16 protein-coding genes are annotated in these 18100 nt (G+C 58.2%); 4 read left to right on the top strand and 12 right to left on the bottom strand.

Translation table 11 applies throughout. The annotated features are described in order from the left end of the window. Window positions 1-267: 267 nt before the first annotated feature. Genes NQ014_RS01295 through NQ014_RS01285 form a run of 3 tightly spaced genes read right to left on the bottom strand, consistent with a single transcriptional unit; the run spans window position 268 to window position 3188 of the window. Complete coding sequence (locus tag NQ014_RS01295) at window positions 268-1452, bottom strand: SAM-dependent methyltransferase (protein WP_257073191.1); 1185 nt, start codon at window positions 1450-1452, stop codon at window positions 268-270. 53 nt (window positions 1453-1505) lie between these two features. Then, a complete protein-coding gene (locus NQ014_RS01290; protein ID WP_257073189.1) occupies window positions 1506-2345 on the bottom strand; it encodes an NUDIX hydrolase in 840 nt (279 codons plus the stop codon). Window positions 2346-2351: 6 nt separating this feature from the next. Next, window positions 2352-3188 carry an ABC transporter ATP-binding protein gene (locus tag NQ014_RS01285; RefSeq protein ID WP_048735276.1) on the bottom strand — a complete coding sequence of 279 codons (837 nt, stop codon included), beginning with the start codon at window positions 3186-3188 and terminating at the stop codon, window positions 2352-2354. Between the two features lie 141 nt (window positions 3189-3329). On the opposite strand from NQ014_RS01285, the gene NQ014_RS01280 reads away from it, so the two are divergent. Next, window positions 3330-5360 (top strand): alpha-1,4-glucan--maltose-1-phosphate maltosyltransferase, encoded by a 2031-nt coding sequence (locus NQ014_RS01280; protein ID WP_257073187.1) that lies wholly within the window; start codon window positions 3330-3332, stop codon window positions 5358-5360. Between the two features lie 181 nt (window positions 5361-5541). After that, a complete protein-coding gene (gene glgB / locus NQ014_RS01275; RefSeq protein ID WP_257073185.1) occupies window positions 5542-7737 on the top strand; it encodes a 1,4-alpha-glucan branching protein GlgB in 2196 nt (731 codons plus the stop codon). A gap of 128 nt (window positions 7738-7865) precedes the next feature. Here the strand turns inward: glgB and NQ014_RS01270 are convergent, their stop codons facing one another. Then, on the bottom strand, window positions 7866-9038 hold the full coding sequence (locus NQ014_RS01270; RefSeq protein WP_257073183.1) for a serine hydrolase: 1173 nt from the start codon (window positions 9036-9038) through the stop codon (window positions 7866-7868). A 333-nt stretch (window positions 9039-9371) separates the two neighbouring features. On the opposite strand from NQ014_RS01270, the gene NQ014_RS01265 reads away from it, so the two are divergent. Further along, window positions 9372-9767 carry a TIGR02611 family protein gene (locus NQ014_RS01265; RefSeq protein ID WP_048735265.1) on the top strand — a complete coding sequence of 132 codons (396 nt, stop codon included), beginning with the start codon at window positions 9372-9374 and terminating at the stop codon, window positions 9765-9767. Between the two features lie 51 nt (window positions 9768-9818). Here the strand turns inward: NQ014_RS01265 and NQ014_RS01260 are convergent, their stop codons facing one another. Both NQ014_RS01260 and NQ014_RS01255 read right to left on the bottom strand, forming a co-directional pair. Further along, window positions 9819-10868: a co-chaperone YbbN gene (locus NQ014_RS01260; RefSeq protein ID WP_257073182.1), complete on the bottom strand. Its 1050-nt coding sequence runs from the start codon at window positions 10866-10868 to the stop codon at window positions 9819-9821. An 83-nt stretch (window positions 10869-10951) separates the two neighbouring features. Further along, window positions 10952-11257 carry a thiamine-binding protein gene (locus NQ014_RS01255; RefSeq protein ID WP_257073181.1) on the bottom strand — a complete coding sequence of 102 codons (306 nt, stop codon included), beginning with the start codon at window positions 11255-11257 and terminating at the stop codon, window positions 10952-10954. A gap of 31 nt (window positions 11258-11288) precedes the next feature. Here NQ014_RS01255 and mce point away from each other — a divergent pair, with 31 nt between their 5' ends. Then, window positions 11289-11741, top strand: a complete 453-nt coding sequence (gene mce / locus NQ014_RS01250) for a methylmalonyl-CoA epimerase (protein WP_005509354.1) — start codon at window positions 11289-11291, stop codon at window positions 11739-11741. 352 nt (window positions 11742-12093) lie between these two features. Here the strand turns inward: mce and nucS are convergent, their stop codons facing one another. The 6 genes from nucS to atpA all read right to left on the bottom strand — a co-directional run bounded on the left by nucS (window position 12094) and on the right by atpA (window position 18087). Then, window positions 12094-12786 (bottom strand): endonuclease NucS, encoded by a 693-nt coding sequence (gene nucS / locus NQ014_RS01240; RefSeq protein WP_005509457.1) that lies wholly within the window; start codon window positions 12784-12786, stop codon window positions 12094-12096. A gap of 77 nt (window positions 12787-12863) precedes the next feature. Then, window positions 12864-13367 carry a DUF2550 domain-containing protein gene (locus tag NQ014_RS01235; RefSeq protein WP_257073179.1) on the bottom strand — a complete coding sequence of 168 codons (504 nt, stop codon included), beginning with the start codon at window positions 13365-13367 and terminating at the stop codon, window positions 12864-12866. Window positions 13368-13584: 217 nt separating this feature from the next. Further along, the gene (locus NQ014_RS01230) at window positions 13585-13956 is read right to left on the bottom strand and encodes a F0F1 ATP synthase subunit epsilon (RefSeq protein ID WP_016422459.1); all 372 of its coding nucleotides are present in this window, start codon (window positions 13954-13956) and stop codon (window positions 13585-13587) included. A gap of 11 nt (window positions 13957-13967) precedes the next feature. Then, window positions 13968-15407, bottom strand: coding sequence for a F0F1 ATP synthase subunit beta (atpD, locus tag NQ014_RS01225; RefSeq protein ID WP_038628477.1), 1440 nt, complete (start codon window positions 15405-15407; stop codon window positions 13968-13970). A gap of 2 nt (window positions 15408-15409) precedes the next feature. Beyond that, window positions 15410-16390, bottom strand: a complete 981-nt coding sequence (locus NQ014_RS01220; RefSeq protein WP_005509705.1) for a F0F1 ATP synthase subunit gamma — start codon at window positions 16388-16390, stop codon at window positions 15410-15412. A gap of 53 nt (window positions 16391-16443) precedes the next feature. Continuing rightward, window positions 16444-18087: a F0F1 ATP synthase subunit alpha gene (gene atpA, locus NQ014_RS01215; RefSeq protein WP_257073177.1), complete on the bottom strand. Its 1644-nt coding sequence runs from the start codon at window positions 18085-18087 to the stop codon at window positions 16444-16446. Window positions 18088-18100 lie beyond the last annotated feature (13 nt).

Genomic DNA, 18100 nt, shown 5'->3' with positions numbered 1-18100 from the left:
ATAAAGTGAACCAGGCCACGCTCTAGGTCGTCTGTGTTGAAGATAACAGAACCTATCGCCAATGCGAAGGTGATCCAGATAACAATGTCGTTATTTTTTTAAATTTTTTTCTACACCACGAGCACAGTCTGCCCGCCAACATGCCATTTCCGCATGTCAGACGTTAATAGTACGCAATCAACTGCAGCTGTCTCCGCAGTATTCGCCGACAGCAAACACCGATCCCCAACGGGCTACCCCCACCAGTTTTCCGTCGTAAAGCGGTCCTTAACCGATCTCCCGGGGCTGACAGATAAACGCCGTCGCGCTCCGTCCGATGCGCGTGACCACCACCGCCAATGCCCTGGAGCCCTTAAGTTTCCACTGCTTGCGCAACGCGTCGGGGTTGACGTCTACGCCGCGCACGAGAATCTCCACCGATCCGCAATCCAACGCTGCCAGTGCCTTGCGAACCTGCTTCAATCCCACTTGCTCAATAACTTCGAACCCGGCAATCCCCTGCGGCAAAACATCGCCACTGACGTGCGCAATCCGCTCATCGAGCTGCCACAGCCCATGCGCCGCCGCAAAATGCCGCACCAGCCCGGCGCGCACAATCGCCCCATCCGGATCAATGATGTACCGACCGGCAGCGCGCACGTCGATGTCGTCAGGCATGGTGTCGTCGTAGGTCTGCACGTCCACCGCCGACAACTCTAACGGCCTATGCTTATCGACGGTCTGGATAACCATCGCCGATCGCGTTACGGATTGCCCATCGGTAACTCCGGCCAGCCCTGGCGTATATAGACACGCCTCCTTGACCGCACCGTCCACCGAACTGACCGCCACTTCCCCGCTCCACTCGCTGAAGTCGAGCCCCGGCGCGCATTTGATAGCTAGTTCTTTGTCGGGCCAGGTGGCTATGAGCGCCGGCAGCGACGGAAGCAAGTCCTCCGGGTTGGTAATCCTGCGACCACCGGAGCGGCGTGCAGGATCAGCGACAATGACAGGTGCGTCTAAGGCCGGTTGCAAGGCATCGGCCTGCGCGAAGATGTCCTTGCCGACGTTATGCCGCGCCATGGCCAGGCGTGCAAGGTCGAGGTCAGACCCGACAACGGTCAGGCCCTCACGGTCAATTGCTGCCACCTCAGTACCGATGGAGCAGGTCACATCGGCCACTGCTTCGACACCGAGATGCGCAAGCCTACGAGCACGAGCCAGCGCGACGACAAAGGGCGTGGCCTGTTGCGCTGCTTCGGAAGAGAAAATCCAGTCCCCTGGCAGTTTGCTGACCGCCGAACGCCTAGCTGCCGCGACTTCAATGACCGCGCGACCAAACTCGCCACAGTGCTGGCGTAGATGCGCGGAGTCTGCAATCAGAGACTTTTTAGTGAGCGCGAGCTGGTCGGCCTCATCTAGCCACTCCGGGTGAGCAGCAACAGCGGCCACCTCTGCAGCGGACAGGGACACTCGTTATCTCCTTCCAATTAGGGGTTAGCCGATTAACGGGGTCGAGTAGTCGACTAACGGTTCAGACCTTTGCGCAAATGCCCCATGTGGGTGGCAACGGCAAAGTACTCATCCATAAAAGGTTCCCCGAGGAAGTCGCTACTGGTGCGTCGCACCGGAGTGTTTCTGGCCGCCTCGAGAGCCTCCGCCACAGTACTGACACCGTCCAAGCGAGTCAGTTGCGCCCAGGTCGGAGGCATGAGGCCAAGTAGCCCACGGCGCCATCCATCCAAAATCGTAGTCGGGCGGAACCAACCTGAAGATGATGCCTCAGAGGTGTCACCGTCGGCTCTTTGACCGTCGGGAAGCGCTGCAAGGAAGAAATAGGTGTCGTAGCGAATGGGGTTGGATTCTGGTGTCACCCAGTTAGCCCAAGGACTGACGAGTTCGGCATCGAGCGCCAGATTTTCATCGCTAAGGAAATCCGTTAATGACAACTCGTGGGCTTCCAACTGTCGTCGCTGACGGTGGAAGCGGTGGCCATCTGCGACAATCTCACCGCCAGCATCGCGAACCAACAGAGTTCCTGTTTCCTCAAAGGTCTCACGTACAGCCGCGCAGGTGAGCGCGTGCGCCCGCCCGCGGTCGACGTTAAAAGCCCGCGCGATCCGCGACTCGGGGTCGGCTTCTGACGGCTCAGTCACGGCCATGCCCTCATTCGCGACAGCGGGGAAATCGCGCCGGTCGACTCCACCGCCGGGGAACACGGTCATGTTGGCCGCAAAGCGCATTGAGGATACGCGTTCTTGAACGTAGACCTCGAGCCCGCAGTGAGTGTCACGGAGCAGCAACACAGTCGCTGCCAGTTTTGGCGACGCGGGCGTATTCGGGGTTTCAGGTGTCGGAACCGCCATGAGCGTCTACTTCTTCCGATGCTTTCCAGCAGGCCGTGCCCGGCGCGCAAAGTAGCGATCATCGATGCGATCGACGACGATTTCCTGGTGGAAAGCCTTAGTCAGGTTCTCACTGGTCAGGACGTCGTCAATAAGCCCCTGTGCGATGACATTGCCTTCGTCAAGGAGCATCGCATGGGTGAAGCCGTACGGAATTTCTTCCGGGTGGTGCGTAATCATCACCATCGCCGGCGCATCCGGGTCGAGTGCGAGTTCGCCTAAGTAACCGACCAGGTCCTCGCGACCGCCGAGGTCGAGTCCGGCTCCCGGCTCGTCGAGAAGCAGCAATTCGGGGTTGACCATCATGGCTCGTGCGATGAGTACGCGCTTGCGCTCTCCCTCACTGAGAGTGCCCCAGGTGCGGTCTGCAAGATGCTCAGCGCCCATGCGCTCGAGAATCTCGGAGAGCTGTTCGAAATCCATCTCTTCATAGGTCTCACGCCAGCGGCCCAGGACGGAGTAACTGGCAGAAATAACAAGGTCCGCGACCTTTTCGTCATTGGGAATGCGGTGAGCAATCGACGATGACGTCAAACCGATCATGGTGCGCAGATCACGCATGTCGGTGCGCCCGATCTGCTCGCCCATCACATGGGCCACCCCTGAAGACGGGAACTCCTCCGCTGCAGCAATGCGCATCAAAGAAGTTTTGCCTGCACCGTTCGGCCCCATGATGACCCAGCGCTCATCAAGTTCTACTTGCCAATCCACCGGCCCGACCAGCGTACGGCCACCACGGATGAGGTTTACGTCGCGAAAGTCGAGTAGCAAATCTTCGTTAAAGTCTTCTTCCAATTCAGCCACACATCCATGGTGCCCTAACTTTGCCCAAATGTGCGCTTGGACATTCTCATCTATCCTCGGTAGAGAGCAAATCGAGTTCACTCGAGATGGTTTTTGCTTCGATTTTCACCTAGCTCGCCGACAATTAGGAGAACGTCTTTTATGACTGGTCGAATCGGTATTGATGACATCCGTCCTCAAATCAACGGTGGTGCAACTCCATCGAAGGCCGTAGTGGGTGAAGTCGTCCCAACCTTCGCCGTCATTTGGCGAGAAGGCCACGACGCGATGAACGCCACGCTCAACGTCAAGGGGCCAAAGGAATCAGCTTTTGCTTCCCGCTCACAGCGCATTCCAATGCACTTTTCTGACCATGATCCAAATCAGGTCAACGCCACCTTCGTCCCAGACGTTCCCGGGCTGTGGACCATTCGCATTGATGCCTGGTCCGACCCGATGGCAACGTGGCGCAACGCTATCACCAAGAAGTTCGAGGCCGGTCAGAGCGAAGCTGAACTCGCTAATGATCTAGAAATTGGCGCCACTCTCTTCGACCGCGCCGCCGCTGGTGCCGCTGCTATCCACCGCAACCACCTACGCTCCATCGCCGCAGGTCTGCGCGGCGACGGCGATCTTCGCGCCCGCATTGCAGCCGCGCTTTCCGACGAGACCCGCGCCATTTTGCAGGCGCACCCGGTGCGCGACCTTTTGACCCGCGGAAAGACCCGCAAGATCAAGGTTGACCGCCGCGAAGCTCTGTACTCCTCTTGGTATGAGTTCTTCCCCCGTTCTAACGGTGGCTACGGCGAGAATGGCGAGCTGCTACACGGCACATTCAAGACTGCGGTTGCACAGCTTGATCGCGCTCAGCGCATGGGCTTCGACACGGTCTATCTGCCCCCGATTCACCCAATCGGTGAAATCAACCGCAAGGGTCGCAACAACACCCTGACCCCGGAACCGGGCGATGTCGGATCTCCGTGGGCTATCGGCTCCGCAGAAGGTGGCCACGACGCCATCCACCCGAGCCTCGGTGACGAGAAGGACTTCAAGGAATTCATCAAGGCTGCTAAGGAGCGCGACCTAGAGGTCGCTATCGACCTAGCGCTCCAGTGTGCACCGGACCACCCCTGGGCTAAGGCTCACCCGGAGTGGTTCACCGTGCTGCCGGACGGCACCATTGCCTACGCCGAAAATCCGCCAAAGAAGTACCAGGACATCTACCCGCTGAACTTCGACAACGATGCCAAGGGCCTGTACGCAGAGGTTCTGCGTGTAGTGAAGTTTTGGGTCAAGCGTGGAGTCAAGGTCTTCCGCGTGGATAACCCCCACACCAAGCCGGGCAACTTCTGGGAATGGCTGATTGAAACCGTTCACGAAACTAACCCGGAGGTCATCTTCCTCGCCGAGGCCTTCACCGCCCCGGCCCGCCTCTACGGTCTGGCCAAGGCTGGGTTCACTCAGTCCTACATCTACTTCCCGTGGAAGACTACGAAGAAAGAGCTGACCGAATTTGGCGAGGAAATTACCCGCCATGCGGACATCGCTCGCCCATCCCTATGGGTTAATACCCCAGATATTCTGCATGACTTCCTGGTCAAGGGCGGCCGTGGAGCCTTCGCCATCCGCGCCGCGCTGGCTTCAACCCTATCTCCGTTGTGGGGCATGTACTCCGGCTTCGAGCTGTTTGAAAACGTTCCGGTTAAGGAGGGCTCCGAGGAGTACCTCGACAGCGAGAAGTACCAGCTCCGCAGCCGCGATTACGACCAGGCACTGGCCACCGGCAACTCGCTGGAGCCGTTCATTGCCACGCTGAACAAGATTCGCCGCGAGCACCCGGCTCTGCAGCAGCTGCGCAACCTGCACTTCCACGACATCGACAATGACAACCTGCTGGCTTACTCGAAACTCGACCCGGTCACCGGCGATGCCATCCTCGTTGTTCTCAACCTCGATCCGTGGAATGCCCAGGAAGCTACCGTGCACCTCGACATGGATCGCATTGGTCTCCGCAACCACGACCGCATGGATGTCACTGACCTGATTACCGGCAACCAGTTCAACTGGGGCAAGGACAACTACGTCCGCCTGGCACCGTGGGAAAACGTCGCGCACATCATCAAGCTGCCGGAAATCGATGTCAAGCTCCGCCACAAGTTGGCTTGGCGCGACGTCCCCGACTACGAGGGCTAGAACGCTTACTGGGAACTTTCGGGGTTAGTGGGCCGCTGACCTGACCACTGTCGCAACGATTCGTCGTTAGGCTGGCGGGTGAGTTAGCAGCCCCACTGTCCCCTACCTCCCTCTATTTCTTTAGAACTGAACTCAACAACTTCACATTCACCTACCTAGAAACGCTTCGGAAGGACCTTCCATGGGAGCCCACACAGATCCCCGCCTCGCAATTGATTCCGGCGATATGGATCGCCTGCGCTACTGCACCCATCACGATCCGCACAGCATCTACGGCGCACACGTCGTGGACGGTGACACGGTTATTCGCACGAGGGTCTTCGGCGCTCAGGCAGTTACTGTCGTCAGCACTCGCGGCGAGTTTGAAGCGGAGAACCTGGGCGACGGTTTCTTCACCGCCCTCGTCCCAGGCGGCGATGACTTCGACTACCGCCTGCGCATTACGTGGGACTCCGGCGATACCGTAGAGCGTGCCGACGGCTACCGTTTCCTCCCCACTATTGGCGCTGGTGACCTGCACCTAATCGGCGAAGGACGTCATGAGGAACTGTGGAAGGTTCTCGGTGCTCACCTTCGCAGTTACGACACAGAGCTGGGTACGGTCGAAGGCACCTCGTTTACGGTCTGGGCTCCGAACGCGCGTGGCGTCGCCGTGGTCGGAGACTTCTGTATGTGGAACGGCGCGCAGTACCCGATGCGCTCTATGGGTGGCGCAGGTATCTGGGAACTGTTCATCCCGGGTGTGGGCGAAGGCGATGTCTACAAGTTCGCCATCACGACGCCGGAGGGACAGCGCCGCGATAAGGCCGACCCGATGGCGCGTGCTGCTGAGCTCCCACCGGCTACCGGGTCGATTGTTGCGACCTCCGACTACACCTGGGGCGACCAAGCGTGGATGGAAAAACGCGCCAACACAGACTGGACCGAAGAGCCCATCTCTATCTACGAGGTCCACTTGGGTTCCTGGAAGCAGGGCCTGAGCTACGAAGTTATGGCGGAGAAGCTGGTGCGCTACGTGGTCGACATGGGCTACACCCACGTGGAGTTCATGCCAGTATGTGAGCACCCGTTCACCGGTTCCTGGGGTTATCAGGTTTCCGGCTACTACGCTCCGACCAGCCGCTTCGGCACCCCAGATCAGTTCCGCGGTCTGGTTGATGCCTTCCACGCCGCTGGCATCGGTGTCATCATGGACTGGGTTCCGGGGCACTTCCCGAAGGACGAGTTCGCACTTGCCCGCTTCGATGGCACGGCTTGCTACGAGCACCCGGACTGGCGCCGCGGCGAGCAGCGCGACTGGGGCACCTACGTTTTCGACTTCGGCCGCAACGAGGTACGCAACTTCCTCTACGCCAACGCACTGTACTGGGCGGAGGAGTTCCACATCGACGGTCTGCGCGTCGACGCAGTGGCTTCCATGCTGTACCTGGACTACTCCCGCAATGAAGGCGAGTGGCTGCCGAACCAGTACGGTGGCCGTGAAAACCTCGATGCTGTTCAGTTCCTGCAGGAATTTAACGCCACTGTACACAAGCACAACCCGGGCTTCCTCACCGTGGCCGAAGAATCCACTTCTTGGCCGGGTGTGACCGCACCTACCGAGCACGGTGGCTTGGGCTTCTCTATGAAGTGGAACATGGGCTGGATGAATGACACGCTGGAGTACTTCAGCAAGGAGCCGATTTACCGCTCCTACCACCACCATGAGCTCACCTTCGCTATGGTCTACGCCTACTCGGAAGAGTTCATTCTGCCGATTAGCCACGACGAGGTCGTGCACGGCAAGGACTCACTGTGGGAGCGCATGCCGGGGGGCGATTGGGATAAGGCCGCTGGCCTACGTACTTTCCTGACCTTCATGTGGGCGCACCCGGGCAAGCAGCTTCTATTCCAGGGTCAGGATCTTGGCCAGAACCACGAGTGGAACCACGATGAGTCCGTGGCTTGGGACAACCTCGAAGGTTGGAGCGGCGAATTCCACCGCGGCATTCAGCTGCTGGTTAAGGACATCAACGCCATCTACAAGGAAAACCCAGCGTTCTACACCCAGGATGACCGCCCAGAGGGCTTCCAGTGGATTAACGCGGATGATTCCACAAACAATGTTGTGTCCTTTGTCCGTTACGGCACCGATGGATCGGTCGTCGCCTGCGTCTATAACCTGTCGGGAACCACGCAGGAAATCTACAAGATTGGCGTACCGCGCGGTGGACAATGGACGGAGATTCTGAACACAAACGCATCGCGTTACGAGGGCTCCGGCTACGGTGAAAACGGTACTGTGACCGCGGTCGAGCACGGTTGGAACGGCCAGGCTCACTCGATTGATTTGGTGCTGCCGGCCAACACCGCCGTTTGGCTGAAGTGGCAGGGCTAGTCTCGAATCCAGCCAACCAAAAGACAATCACATAGGAATTGCCCGTGTTCCACGGTTTTCAGTGACCTGAGTTTCGGCCTGAAAACCTGACACACGGGCAATTTTGTTTTGGGGAGCGTGTCCAGGTCCTATCCTCGGAACGGATTGAACCAGTCAGGTTCCAAAGATTCGTTGTAATTCGCAGGATCTGAATCATCGATGTACGCGGATCCATCCATGCTGTCGGTTCCGATACGATCCGGAATGCCGTCGCCATCCTCATCCGCGCTCCACGTCGCAGCCTGCTTAGCGCTCAGTGGCTTGCCATCCTTACCAAGGCGGTTGTAATCCGGCAGAAGTGGGGCGATTTGGGAACCCAGCTGGCCGAGCAGGCCGTCGGTAAGCTCATTGAGCGGCACCTCATCAAAGCGCGTCGTAATGGCGTAAGCGATAGGTCCGGCTGCGGTGTACAAAATACCGTGGTCATTAACGCCCTCGGCAGTGTCACCGGTCTTCTGGACTGCGGAGCCGACGTACATCACAAACTTCTGCGAACCGCCGTAAGTGAGGTAGGTCAATGCAGTTTGTGCCGTGTCCTTGGTAATGAAGTTGTGCTTTGAGGTGCCATCGGCCACTTCCTGGAGACGTGCCATGAACAGCGCAGCCTGAGAGGGAGTAAACCAGGACCGATCACCGCTGGGATTGGGGATGTTGAACTTGTTGCCCAGGTGGTAGAGCTTGTCGTCAACACCGGCTTCCTTGATGGTTTTGTTGACCTCGTCGAAACCACCGACAGCGTCAATCAACCCATTCGCCGCGGTGTTGTCCGAATACCGCATCACGTACTGCAACAGCCCGTCGAGCGTGTATTGGCCAGGACCAATCACGCTTCCGCCAACACCATTGGCCCAATCGACCGTCACCGTCTTGTCTAAGTCATCGCCGAATTTCTTCAGCGCAGTAACCACTAGCGGAGCCTTGATGGTCGATGCGGAGTACTCCTTCGTATCCTCGCCTACCGACGCCGTGAGCCCCTTGTATGGACCGTCAATGACGCGCAAATAGACACCTAAATCAATGCCATAGTTGTCGGAGAAATTCTTAGCCGCAGTATCGAGGACGTCCTGTGCGTCAGACCAGGCGACTTCCTCAGAAGCATCCCAACCATTATCTGGAACATTTGGTTTTGTGGTAGCAGTGGTGGCCTTGGACCCGGTAGTGCTTGGGCCATCGATGGTGCAACCTACCAACAGACTCGAGGCCGAAAGCGCAACAAGGACCGAGGCGGAAGTAGCGCGAAGGGCTTTGGGGCGAAGTCGCATGCAAAACTCCTGGCTGCGGAAAACTGAAGACCAAAGGCACCCAGCGCAGTATGAACTGTCTGAGGTGAACAGGGGGATGAGAGGCCGTGGTAACTGCTGTAAACCACTAAGAACTGTTGGAAGATTACCACCTTCCGGAAAACCTCGTTGCACTGGGGCGCAACTTTTGTGCAACAATGGATTAAATATAGACATGATTAAAAGAATCAATGTCCAACGGTGCACCCAGGCAGTTGAGCTGCACATTTGATGCTTAATGCTTCAACGATGCCTCGTTCGAGACCGTTGCTAGAAATAGCGCACGGCACCGAAAATCGGAGGAAGTGAATCGCAATGGAGGAAAAGGTACATCGCTTGATGGACCGCATGCAGATTCGCCATGCCCATATGCGCAACACCTGGTACGGGCCGGTACTCTCCCCGGTTCTTCTCGTCGCAGGCTTCGCACTGCTCATTGTTGGCATTATCATTTTGCCAACTCCTGCTCCCGGATGGCTCTGCATCTTTGTTGCACTGGGAATTCTCTCGTTGGTGCACCCGCCGACACGTCGCCTGAACATCTGGTTGGCAGCAAAATTGGATGCCTTTTACGCCTGGTATGCGGAGCGTCATGTGGCAATGAAAGCAACACTTTTCCTGTTGCTGATGGCGTTTATGGCCGCGGTAATGGGCAGCGTCTACTACTTCATGGCTCCGGATGACTGGCCATACACCGACGCTTCAAGCTAGGAGCCTGAGTGCTTTCCAGGCTCCTAGTACCGTGCTCCTAGTACAGCGCTCCTAGTACAGTGCACTAGCCATCCTCCGGCGTGCATCCAATGCCACTGGATCTGCGGTATCGAATAGCACAAGCAGCTCTAGTAGACGCGACTTAATGGCCTCACGGTCATCGCCAAACACCTGCGGGAGCAACTTCAACAAACGATCGAGCGCCTTCGCTGGATCGTCGACAAGCATCGTGACATCCGCGGCATCGAGGGCGAGCGCGACGTCATTCGGCGCAGCGTCGGCCTTTGCAATTGGATCTGCGCTGCGATCAATCTTGGCAGCGCGGGCGAAGAAGGACACATTCGCGTGAGCGCGCTTCAGCCCCTGATTTGCGGGCTCGGACTGCAGCATAGCGTCATACAGCTCCAACGCTCCGTCGAAATTGCCCTCCTCGAGCAACTCTTCGGCCTGCTCCAAACGCGGGTCATCGGTGGGTACGGGATTGCCGAAGAAGTCAGTAGGCTCCGGAGCCTCCGGCCCGCTGCCCTCCCCAGCCATACGAGTTCCCGCCGGCAACCCCTTGAGACGACCCCGCGTGGCCTCCATAACCTGCGCCAGCCACTGCTCCAGCCAATCCCGGGTTTTCTCGCCGACAAACATGCCAATGGGACTGCCCATAGCCACAGCCGTGACTGTCGGCACTGCCTGCACACCGAATGCCTGGGCCAGCTGCGGATGCTCCTCAGCATCTGCCCACGCCAGGATCCAGTTCAAATTAGCCTCACGGGCCATACCTTCTAGCTCAGCCCGAAGACGCAGCGAATCAGCTGCTCCAGCCATGCCAATCAAGACAATAACCGGTACCTGCTCCGAGCGCAGAACGACTTCTGCCTCAAGAGTCTGCGGGACAATCTCAACTACAGGCGGAAGCCCCTCTCCCTGATCACTGGTTGCCCGCTCGATCTCCTCTCGACGCTTACGTTCGGCTTCGGCGCGCTGGTGGAGCTGCTCCAAATCAACCGTGCCGGGCGGTGGCGGCGGAGTCGAGCACTCGCGGTGACCGTGTGCTCCATGCGAGTGACCATGAGAATGGCCATGTGCGTGACCATGTCCAGCTGGCATCGTAAAAGGGTTCCTCTCCAGTGTCGTCGTAAAGCCTTTGCAAAGACCTATGTAGAGCCTACGTGTCCAATCCGAACAAGAGACTAGTCGGCGGCTTTTAGCGCATCCTCGACCGCATCCACTTTCGCACGCAGCTGCCCGGTATATCCGTTGCGAATGTCCGCCTTGATGACCAGAGAAGTACGCGGACTGACACGGCTGACTGCTTCCGTGGCTCGCTTAATGACATCCATCACCTCATCCCATTCACCTTCAACAAGGGTGAACATGGCATTGGTCTCATTGGGCAGACCAGATTCGCGCACAACACGCACGGCTTCAGCAACAGCCTCAGCCATTCCCTGCTCAGGATCGGAGAAAGTGGGGGCAACAGAAAATGCGACAATCATGGCGCCGATAATAGCGAGTACCCTGGAAACTATGAGTGAGACACAGATTCCCGTTCCCCATAAGTACGTAGTCGCTGTCGATCACGTCGGCGTCGCAGTCCCGGATTTTGATGCCGCTATTGAGTGGTACCGCGCAAACCTTGGTTTCATCAATTACCACGATGAAGTCAATGAAGAGCAGGGTGTCCACGAGGCCATGGTCGGCCCGGCCGACAAGGTTGAAGGTGGCACTCTCGTTCAGATTCTCGCGCCACTGAATGACCAGTCCACGATTGCAAAATACCTGGACAAGAAGGGGCCAGGAATCCAGCAGTACGCAGTTCGCGTCACTGACCTGGAGGCGCTGATGGCGCACCTGAAGGAGCAGGGCACCCGCGTGCTGTACCCGGAGCCGAAGATCGGTACCGCAGGTTCGCGCATCAACTTCATCCACCCGAAGGATGCCGGTGGCGTCCTGCTGGAGCTCGTTGAGCCGGCTAAGTAAATCTATCCCCAGCGGCGCGTGATAGTGCGGTGAGCTCTATTGCGCCAGCAGTTAGTGTGCCAATGGCGCCGGTCATCGGCGCCTGCACCATAATCCTGCGGCCAAGCTACGATGTGCGAGGTCCCGGGCATGATTTCCTGGTCGCACCCTGGACAGCGATAAACCTTGTTCGACTGTCCAGCGCTGATGTTACGCACCGCAAAGTCCACGTCCTGCCAACCGGCAGGCCCAGATTCAGTGCGGGTGTTTTGGAAAGAACTGCCAAATGCGGGCAGGCTGCCGCGATTCTGGCCGTGGTTATTACGCCCGCCGCGTTGATTACCGCGCCGCTTGTGGTTTCGCCTAGGCATGGCTAGAACAACCGCAATTCATTGGACTCCAGGCCACGTAGGGCGTCGTAATCCACGGTCACACAGCGAATCCCACGATCCTCTGCCAGAGTCTTGGCCTGTGGCTTAATCTCCTGGGCAGCAAAAATCCCTTCCACCGGTGCCAGCAGCTCATCGCGGTTCAGCATCTCCAAGTACCGGGTTAGCTGCTCAACACCATCGATACCGCCCCGACGCTTAACCTCGACTGCAACGGTGGCGCCGTTTTCGTCGCGGCCAAGCAGATCCACCGGTCCGATCGGGGTTGGGTATTCGCGCCTAATCAGGGTGTAGCCCTCGCCGAACGTTGTGAACTGATCTGCAAGCAGCTCCTGTAGATGCGCTTCTACCCCGTCCTTCTCCAGGCCAGGGTCCTCTCCCAGTTCGTACGTGCTGTCAGCCAGCACCTTGCCGATAGTGATTCGGAGCTGCTCGCCCTTCTTATTCTCAACGACCCAGAGCTTTTCACCAGTATCTTCACCCGACTCGTCGAGAATATCCTTCTCCGTCAGCGTACACGGCGGTGTCATCCAGTTCAGGGGCTTATATGCACGGTCGTCGGCATGCACAGAAACTGACCCATCTGCTTTCACCAACAGCAAGCGCGGGGCATGAGGCAGATGGGCATTCAAGCGACCGACATAGTCAACGGTGCATTCAGCAATCACAAGGCGCATTCCCCTACCCTAACGTGACTGCCGCGCGGGAGAAAACAATACCCAATAGAGCTTTCGCGATAGCCTGTCGTAAGAGACTAGTACTGACTTCCCCGGCCACGGTTATAAGCCGAACGGAAACGTCGCTCAATATCTGTAGGAAACTCACGAGTCTGGCGTGACGACGGCTTCGACTCCACCCACGCCACCAGCGCAGTGTCCGAGGACGAGTCCACGGCAAACTCCCATTCGGTATTTTTCCCCGTTTTAATCCTGACTACCCGAAGCCCGGGCGCGAAAAAACCCGCCTCGATGTCAGTCGGATCTCGGCGATCCACAATAGTGACATCGTGACGGGCAAATTCGGCATCACAGCCAGGACGCAGCGAACGTAGCTTGTACATCTTCAACGTCGACTCTGAATAAACAATGACACCATGGCGCCAATGACTGCCATCAGCTGCAGGAAGGCGACGAGCAATAACAGGAGTACCTTTTGCATGCAGGCTGGCGAAACGCCACAGGGCAAGGACCCCGCCGACGATCAACATCGCACCGATAATCATGAACATGATTGACATCATGGTTACGCTTGAAAACACTATCTGCCAGCCTCGCATCCGGGTGAATAGACGACGAACCTTGGTTCAAAAGCGCTTTAGAGGCTTTTTACAAACCCTACCCGATTGTTGCACTGACATGAAAAATAACTAAGAAAAACGGGGCGGGAAGCTGGCAAGATTTCTCTTGCGAGCTCCCCGCCCCGTTTAAAGAAGCAGGAAGAATACGGTCGTGCGACCGGATGTTCAGGCGAAAAGACTAGTTGGTGGAAGCGCGACGAGCCGCGCGGACCTCCGACTCAGCCTGTGCCTTTACTGCAGGGTCATCCGAAGTCAGGTTGGACTCGGCCTCGGAGAGGTTAACCTCGTCAGCCCAGATTGCCTTATCCGCGAGGATCGAAACCTTCGAGGTAGACACGGAAATGAACCCACCCTGTACAGAAGCGACAAGAACCTTGCCGTCTGCGGTCTTGATGGTCACCGTACCGTTGTTGACCAGCTGGCCAAGCAACGGCTGGTGTCCGGGCAGCACGCCGATCTCACCCTCGGTGGTCTGGGCAGAGACCAAGGTGGCCTTGCCCTTCCAGAGCGGTCGCTCAACGGCAACCAGTTCAGCGGTGATTTCAGCCATGAGGATGCCCCTTACTTCTTCTGCATTTCAGCGTACTTCTTCTCGACATCGTCGAGGCCACCCAGGCCGTCGAAGGCCATCTCCGGGTAGTTGTCGAAGTCGCCCTTGCAGATGCGGTCGAAGGCAACAATGGTGTCCTTCAGCGGGACGTACGAACCAGGCAGACCCGTGAACTTCTCAGCAACGAAGAAGTTCTGACCCAAGAATCGCTGGATACGACGTGCACGCTGCACGGTCACCTTGTCCTCCTCAGACAGCTCGTCCATACCGAGGATGGCGATGATGTCCTGGAGTTCCTTGTTCTTCTGCAGGATGTTAATAACCTGCTGAGCAACTCGGTAGTGCTCCTCACCGACGATCGACGGCTCGAGGATACGAGAAGTCGAAGTCAGCGGGTTCACTGCCGGGTAAATACCCTTCGATGCAATCGAGCGGTCGAGCTCGGTGGTTGCATCGAGGTGGGCGAAGGTCGTTGCCGGAGCCGGGTCGGTGTAGTCATCGGCAGGCACGTAGACGGCCTGCAGAGACGTAATCGAACGGCCCTTGGTGGACGTAATGCGCTCCTGCAGAACACCCATCTCGTCAGCCAGGGTCGGCTGGTAACCCACGGCGGAAGGCATACGACCCAGCAGGGTCGAAACCTCAGAACCGGCCTGGGTGAAACGGAAGATGTTGTCAATGAAGAGCAGCACGTCCTGGTGCTGAACATCGCGGAAGTACTCCGCCATGGTCAGACCCGACAGCGCGACGCGCATACGGACTCCCGGAGGCTCGTCCATCTGGCCGAAGACGAGGGCGGTGTCCTGGAGAACGCCCATCTCTTCCATTTCCAGGAAGAGGTCGGTGCCCTCACGGGTACGCTCACCAACACCGGCGAAGACCGAAGTACCGGAGAACTCGCGTGCAATACGAGTAATCATCTCCTGAATCAGAACGGTCTTACCGACACCGGCACCACCGAACAGACCAATCTTGCCGCCCTTAACGTACGGGGTCAGCAGGTCGATGACCTTAATACCGGTTTCCAGAATCTCGGTCTTGCCCTCGAGCTGATCGAAGGCCGGCGGCTCACGGTGGATGCCCCACTGCTCGCCATCGCGACCCAGGCCCGGCTCGTCCAGGCAGTCGCCCATTGCGTTAAAGACGTGACCCTTGACGACGTCACCAACCGGAACCGAAATCGGCTTACCGGTGTCCTTGACCTCTGCACCGCGGACCAGGCCGTCGGTCGGGGCCATAGCAATGGTACGAACCATGTTGTCGCCGAGGTGCTGTGCAGTCTCGAGGACAATGGTCTTGGCGACCGAAGGAAGGCTAACTTCCACGGTCAGCGCGTTGTAAAGTGCCGGCAGTTCGTTACGCGGGAACTCCACGTCGACGACGGCACCGATGACACGCACAACACGGCCCACAGCCGTGGTGGTGTTCTGCTCACTTAGAGCTGTGCTCATATCTAGTCACTTTCTCCGCTGTCGTCGAGCGCACCGGCGCCACCGACGATTTCTGTGATTTCCTGGGTAATCTGTGCCTGACGTGCCTGGTTAGCAACACGCGAGAGGTCCTTGACCAACTCGGTAGCGTTGTCCGTCGCAGACTTCATAGCGTTACGACGGGCAGCGGACTCAGAGGCAGCGGCCTCGAGCATCACTGCGAACAGGGTGCGGGACACGTACTGCGGCAGAAGCTCTGCCAACAGGGTGTCTGCATCAGGCTCGAATTCATAGTCCGGCTTGAGGTCATCTGATCCATCGGACAGCATGTCCTCGCCCTGAGCAATCTCGACATCCTCGTACACAGGCTCAATCGGGAGCATCTGGTGTGCACGCGGAATCTGAGAAAGCATGGACACGAATTCCGTGTAGACAACGTGGACCTGGTCGAAGCCCTGAACGGCCTCGCCGTTGGTGCCACGCAGGCCTTCGCGGTACTTGGCAGTGCCCTCGGCCGTAGCGTTGAAACCATCAATGAGGTGACGACGCACGTCGTGGGTTGCGGCGTAGTCCGGATCCTGGGAGAAGCCCTCCCACGTACCGGCGAGCTCGACACCACGGAAGTCGTAGTAGTCGGTGCCCTTACGGCCAGTCACGTAGAGAACGACCTCATGCCCCTGCTCTTCCAGAGCGGTACGCAGCTCTGCAGCCTTCTTCAGGACGTTGTGGTTGTAGCCGCCACACATGCCGCGGTCACTGGTGACAACCAGGACTGCAACACGCTGGTTACCCTCACGCTTTACGAGCATCGGGTGATCCAACGACGAAGCCGATGCGAGACGTCCGATGACCTTCTCGATTTCGTCGGCGTACGGCTGGGAGTCTGCTACGCGACGCTGCGCCTTGGTAATGCGCGAGGTTGCGATAAGCTCCTGGGCCTTGGTGATCTTCTTGGTCGAGTTCACCGACTTGATTCGGGCTCGAAGTTCACGAAGATTCGCCATGTCCTATTCCCTCCCTTCAATTGCGAAAACGGTCATTGAGTAGCTCAACCTGCCTAGTTCTGGGCAGTCTTGCGGGAGACCGTAATCTGCTGCTTCTTGAGCTCGCCCTCGTCGAGTGCCTCGACCGGAGCCTCGGAAGCCAGCGGTGCGCCCTCAGAAGTCTGGAAGGACTTCTTGAAGTTAGCGGTAGCGGACTTCAGAGCAGCCTTGGACTCGTCAGAGAAGGCGACGCCGCCGTCAATCTGCTCGAAGACTGCAGGCTGAGTGGCCTGCAGGTGCTCAAGCAGCTCGGCCTCGAAGCGACGGACGTCCTCAACCGGGACATCGTCGAATTCACCCTCACCAGCGAGGTAGATGGAGGTCATCTGGTACTCGACCGGCTGCGGGTGGTTTTCCTTCTGCTTCAGCAGCTCAACCAGACGCTGACCGCGCTCCAGCTGACGCTTGGAGGCATCGTCCAGGTCGGATGCGAACATTGCGAATGCTTCCAGGTCGCGGTAGGACGCGAGGTCCAGACGCAGGTTACCGGAAACCTTCTTCATGCCCTTAGTCTGTGCGGCACCACCAACACGGGAAACCGACACACCGACGTTAATAGCCGGGCGGACACCCTGGTTGAACAGGTCGGACTCGAGGAAGACCTGGCCGTCGGTAATGGAAATGACGTTGGTCGGAATGAAGGCCGACACGTCATTTGCCTTGGTCTCGATGATCGGCAGTGCGGTCAGCGAGCCTGCACCCATGTCGTCGGAGAGCTTCGCAGCACGCTCCAGCAGACGGGAGTGGAGGTAGAAGACGTCACCCGGGTAAGCTTCGCGTCCCGGCGGGCGACGCAGCAGCAGCGAGATGGCACGGTATGCCTCTGCCTGCTTAGTCAGATCATCGTAAATGACCAGGACGTGCTTGCCCTGGTACATCCAGTGCTGACCCAGTGCGGCGCCTGCGAATGGTGCAAGCCACTTGAAGCCTGCGGCATCCGACGCCGGGGCAGCAACGATGGTGGTGTACTCGAGTGCGCCCTGCTCCTCGAGGGTCTGGCGCACACCAGCAATGGTGGAGCCCTTCTGACCGATAGCAACGTAGATGCATCGCACCTGCTTGCTCGGGTCACCGGACTCCCAGTTAGCCTTCTGGTTCAAGATGGTGTCCAGGCAGACCGCGGTCTTACCGGTCTTACGGTCACCAATGATCAACTGACGCTGACCACGACCAATTGGGGTCATTGCGTCGATGGCCTTAATACCAGTAGCCATCGGCTCTTCAACCGGCTGACGCTGCAGCACGGTCGGTGCCTGCAGCTCGAGGACGCGGTCCTCTTCAGCCTCAATGTCGCCCAGGCCGTCAATCGGCTGGCCCAGGGGGTTAATTACGCGACCGAGGAACTTGTCCCCGACCGGAATCGAAAGGACGTCACCCGTCCGCTTTACCTCGTCACCCTCTTTAAGCGACTCGAAGTTACCCAGCACCACAACGCCGACCTTGTCGGTGTCGAGGTTCTGAGCGACGCCAATAACGCCGCCCGGGAACTCCAGAAGCTCATTCGTCATGACCGACGGCATTCCCGAAACCTGGGCGATACCATCAGCTGCACTGATAACAACGCCAACCTCCTCGCGGGAGGCCTCCGGGGAGTAGCTCGAGGTGTAGTTCGCAATCGCGCTACGGATCTCGTCGGAGGAGATCGTCAGCTCCGCCATGTTCTTCCTGCTC

The organism is Corynebacterium sp. 5QC2CO (assembly GCF_024580435.1).
Classification (GTDB): domain Bacteria; phylum Actinomycetota; class Actinomycetes; order Mycobacteriales; family Mycobacteriaceae; genus Corynebacterium; species Corynebacterium jeikeium_D.
This window is presented reverse-complemented; position numbering and strand designations above follow the sequence as displayed.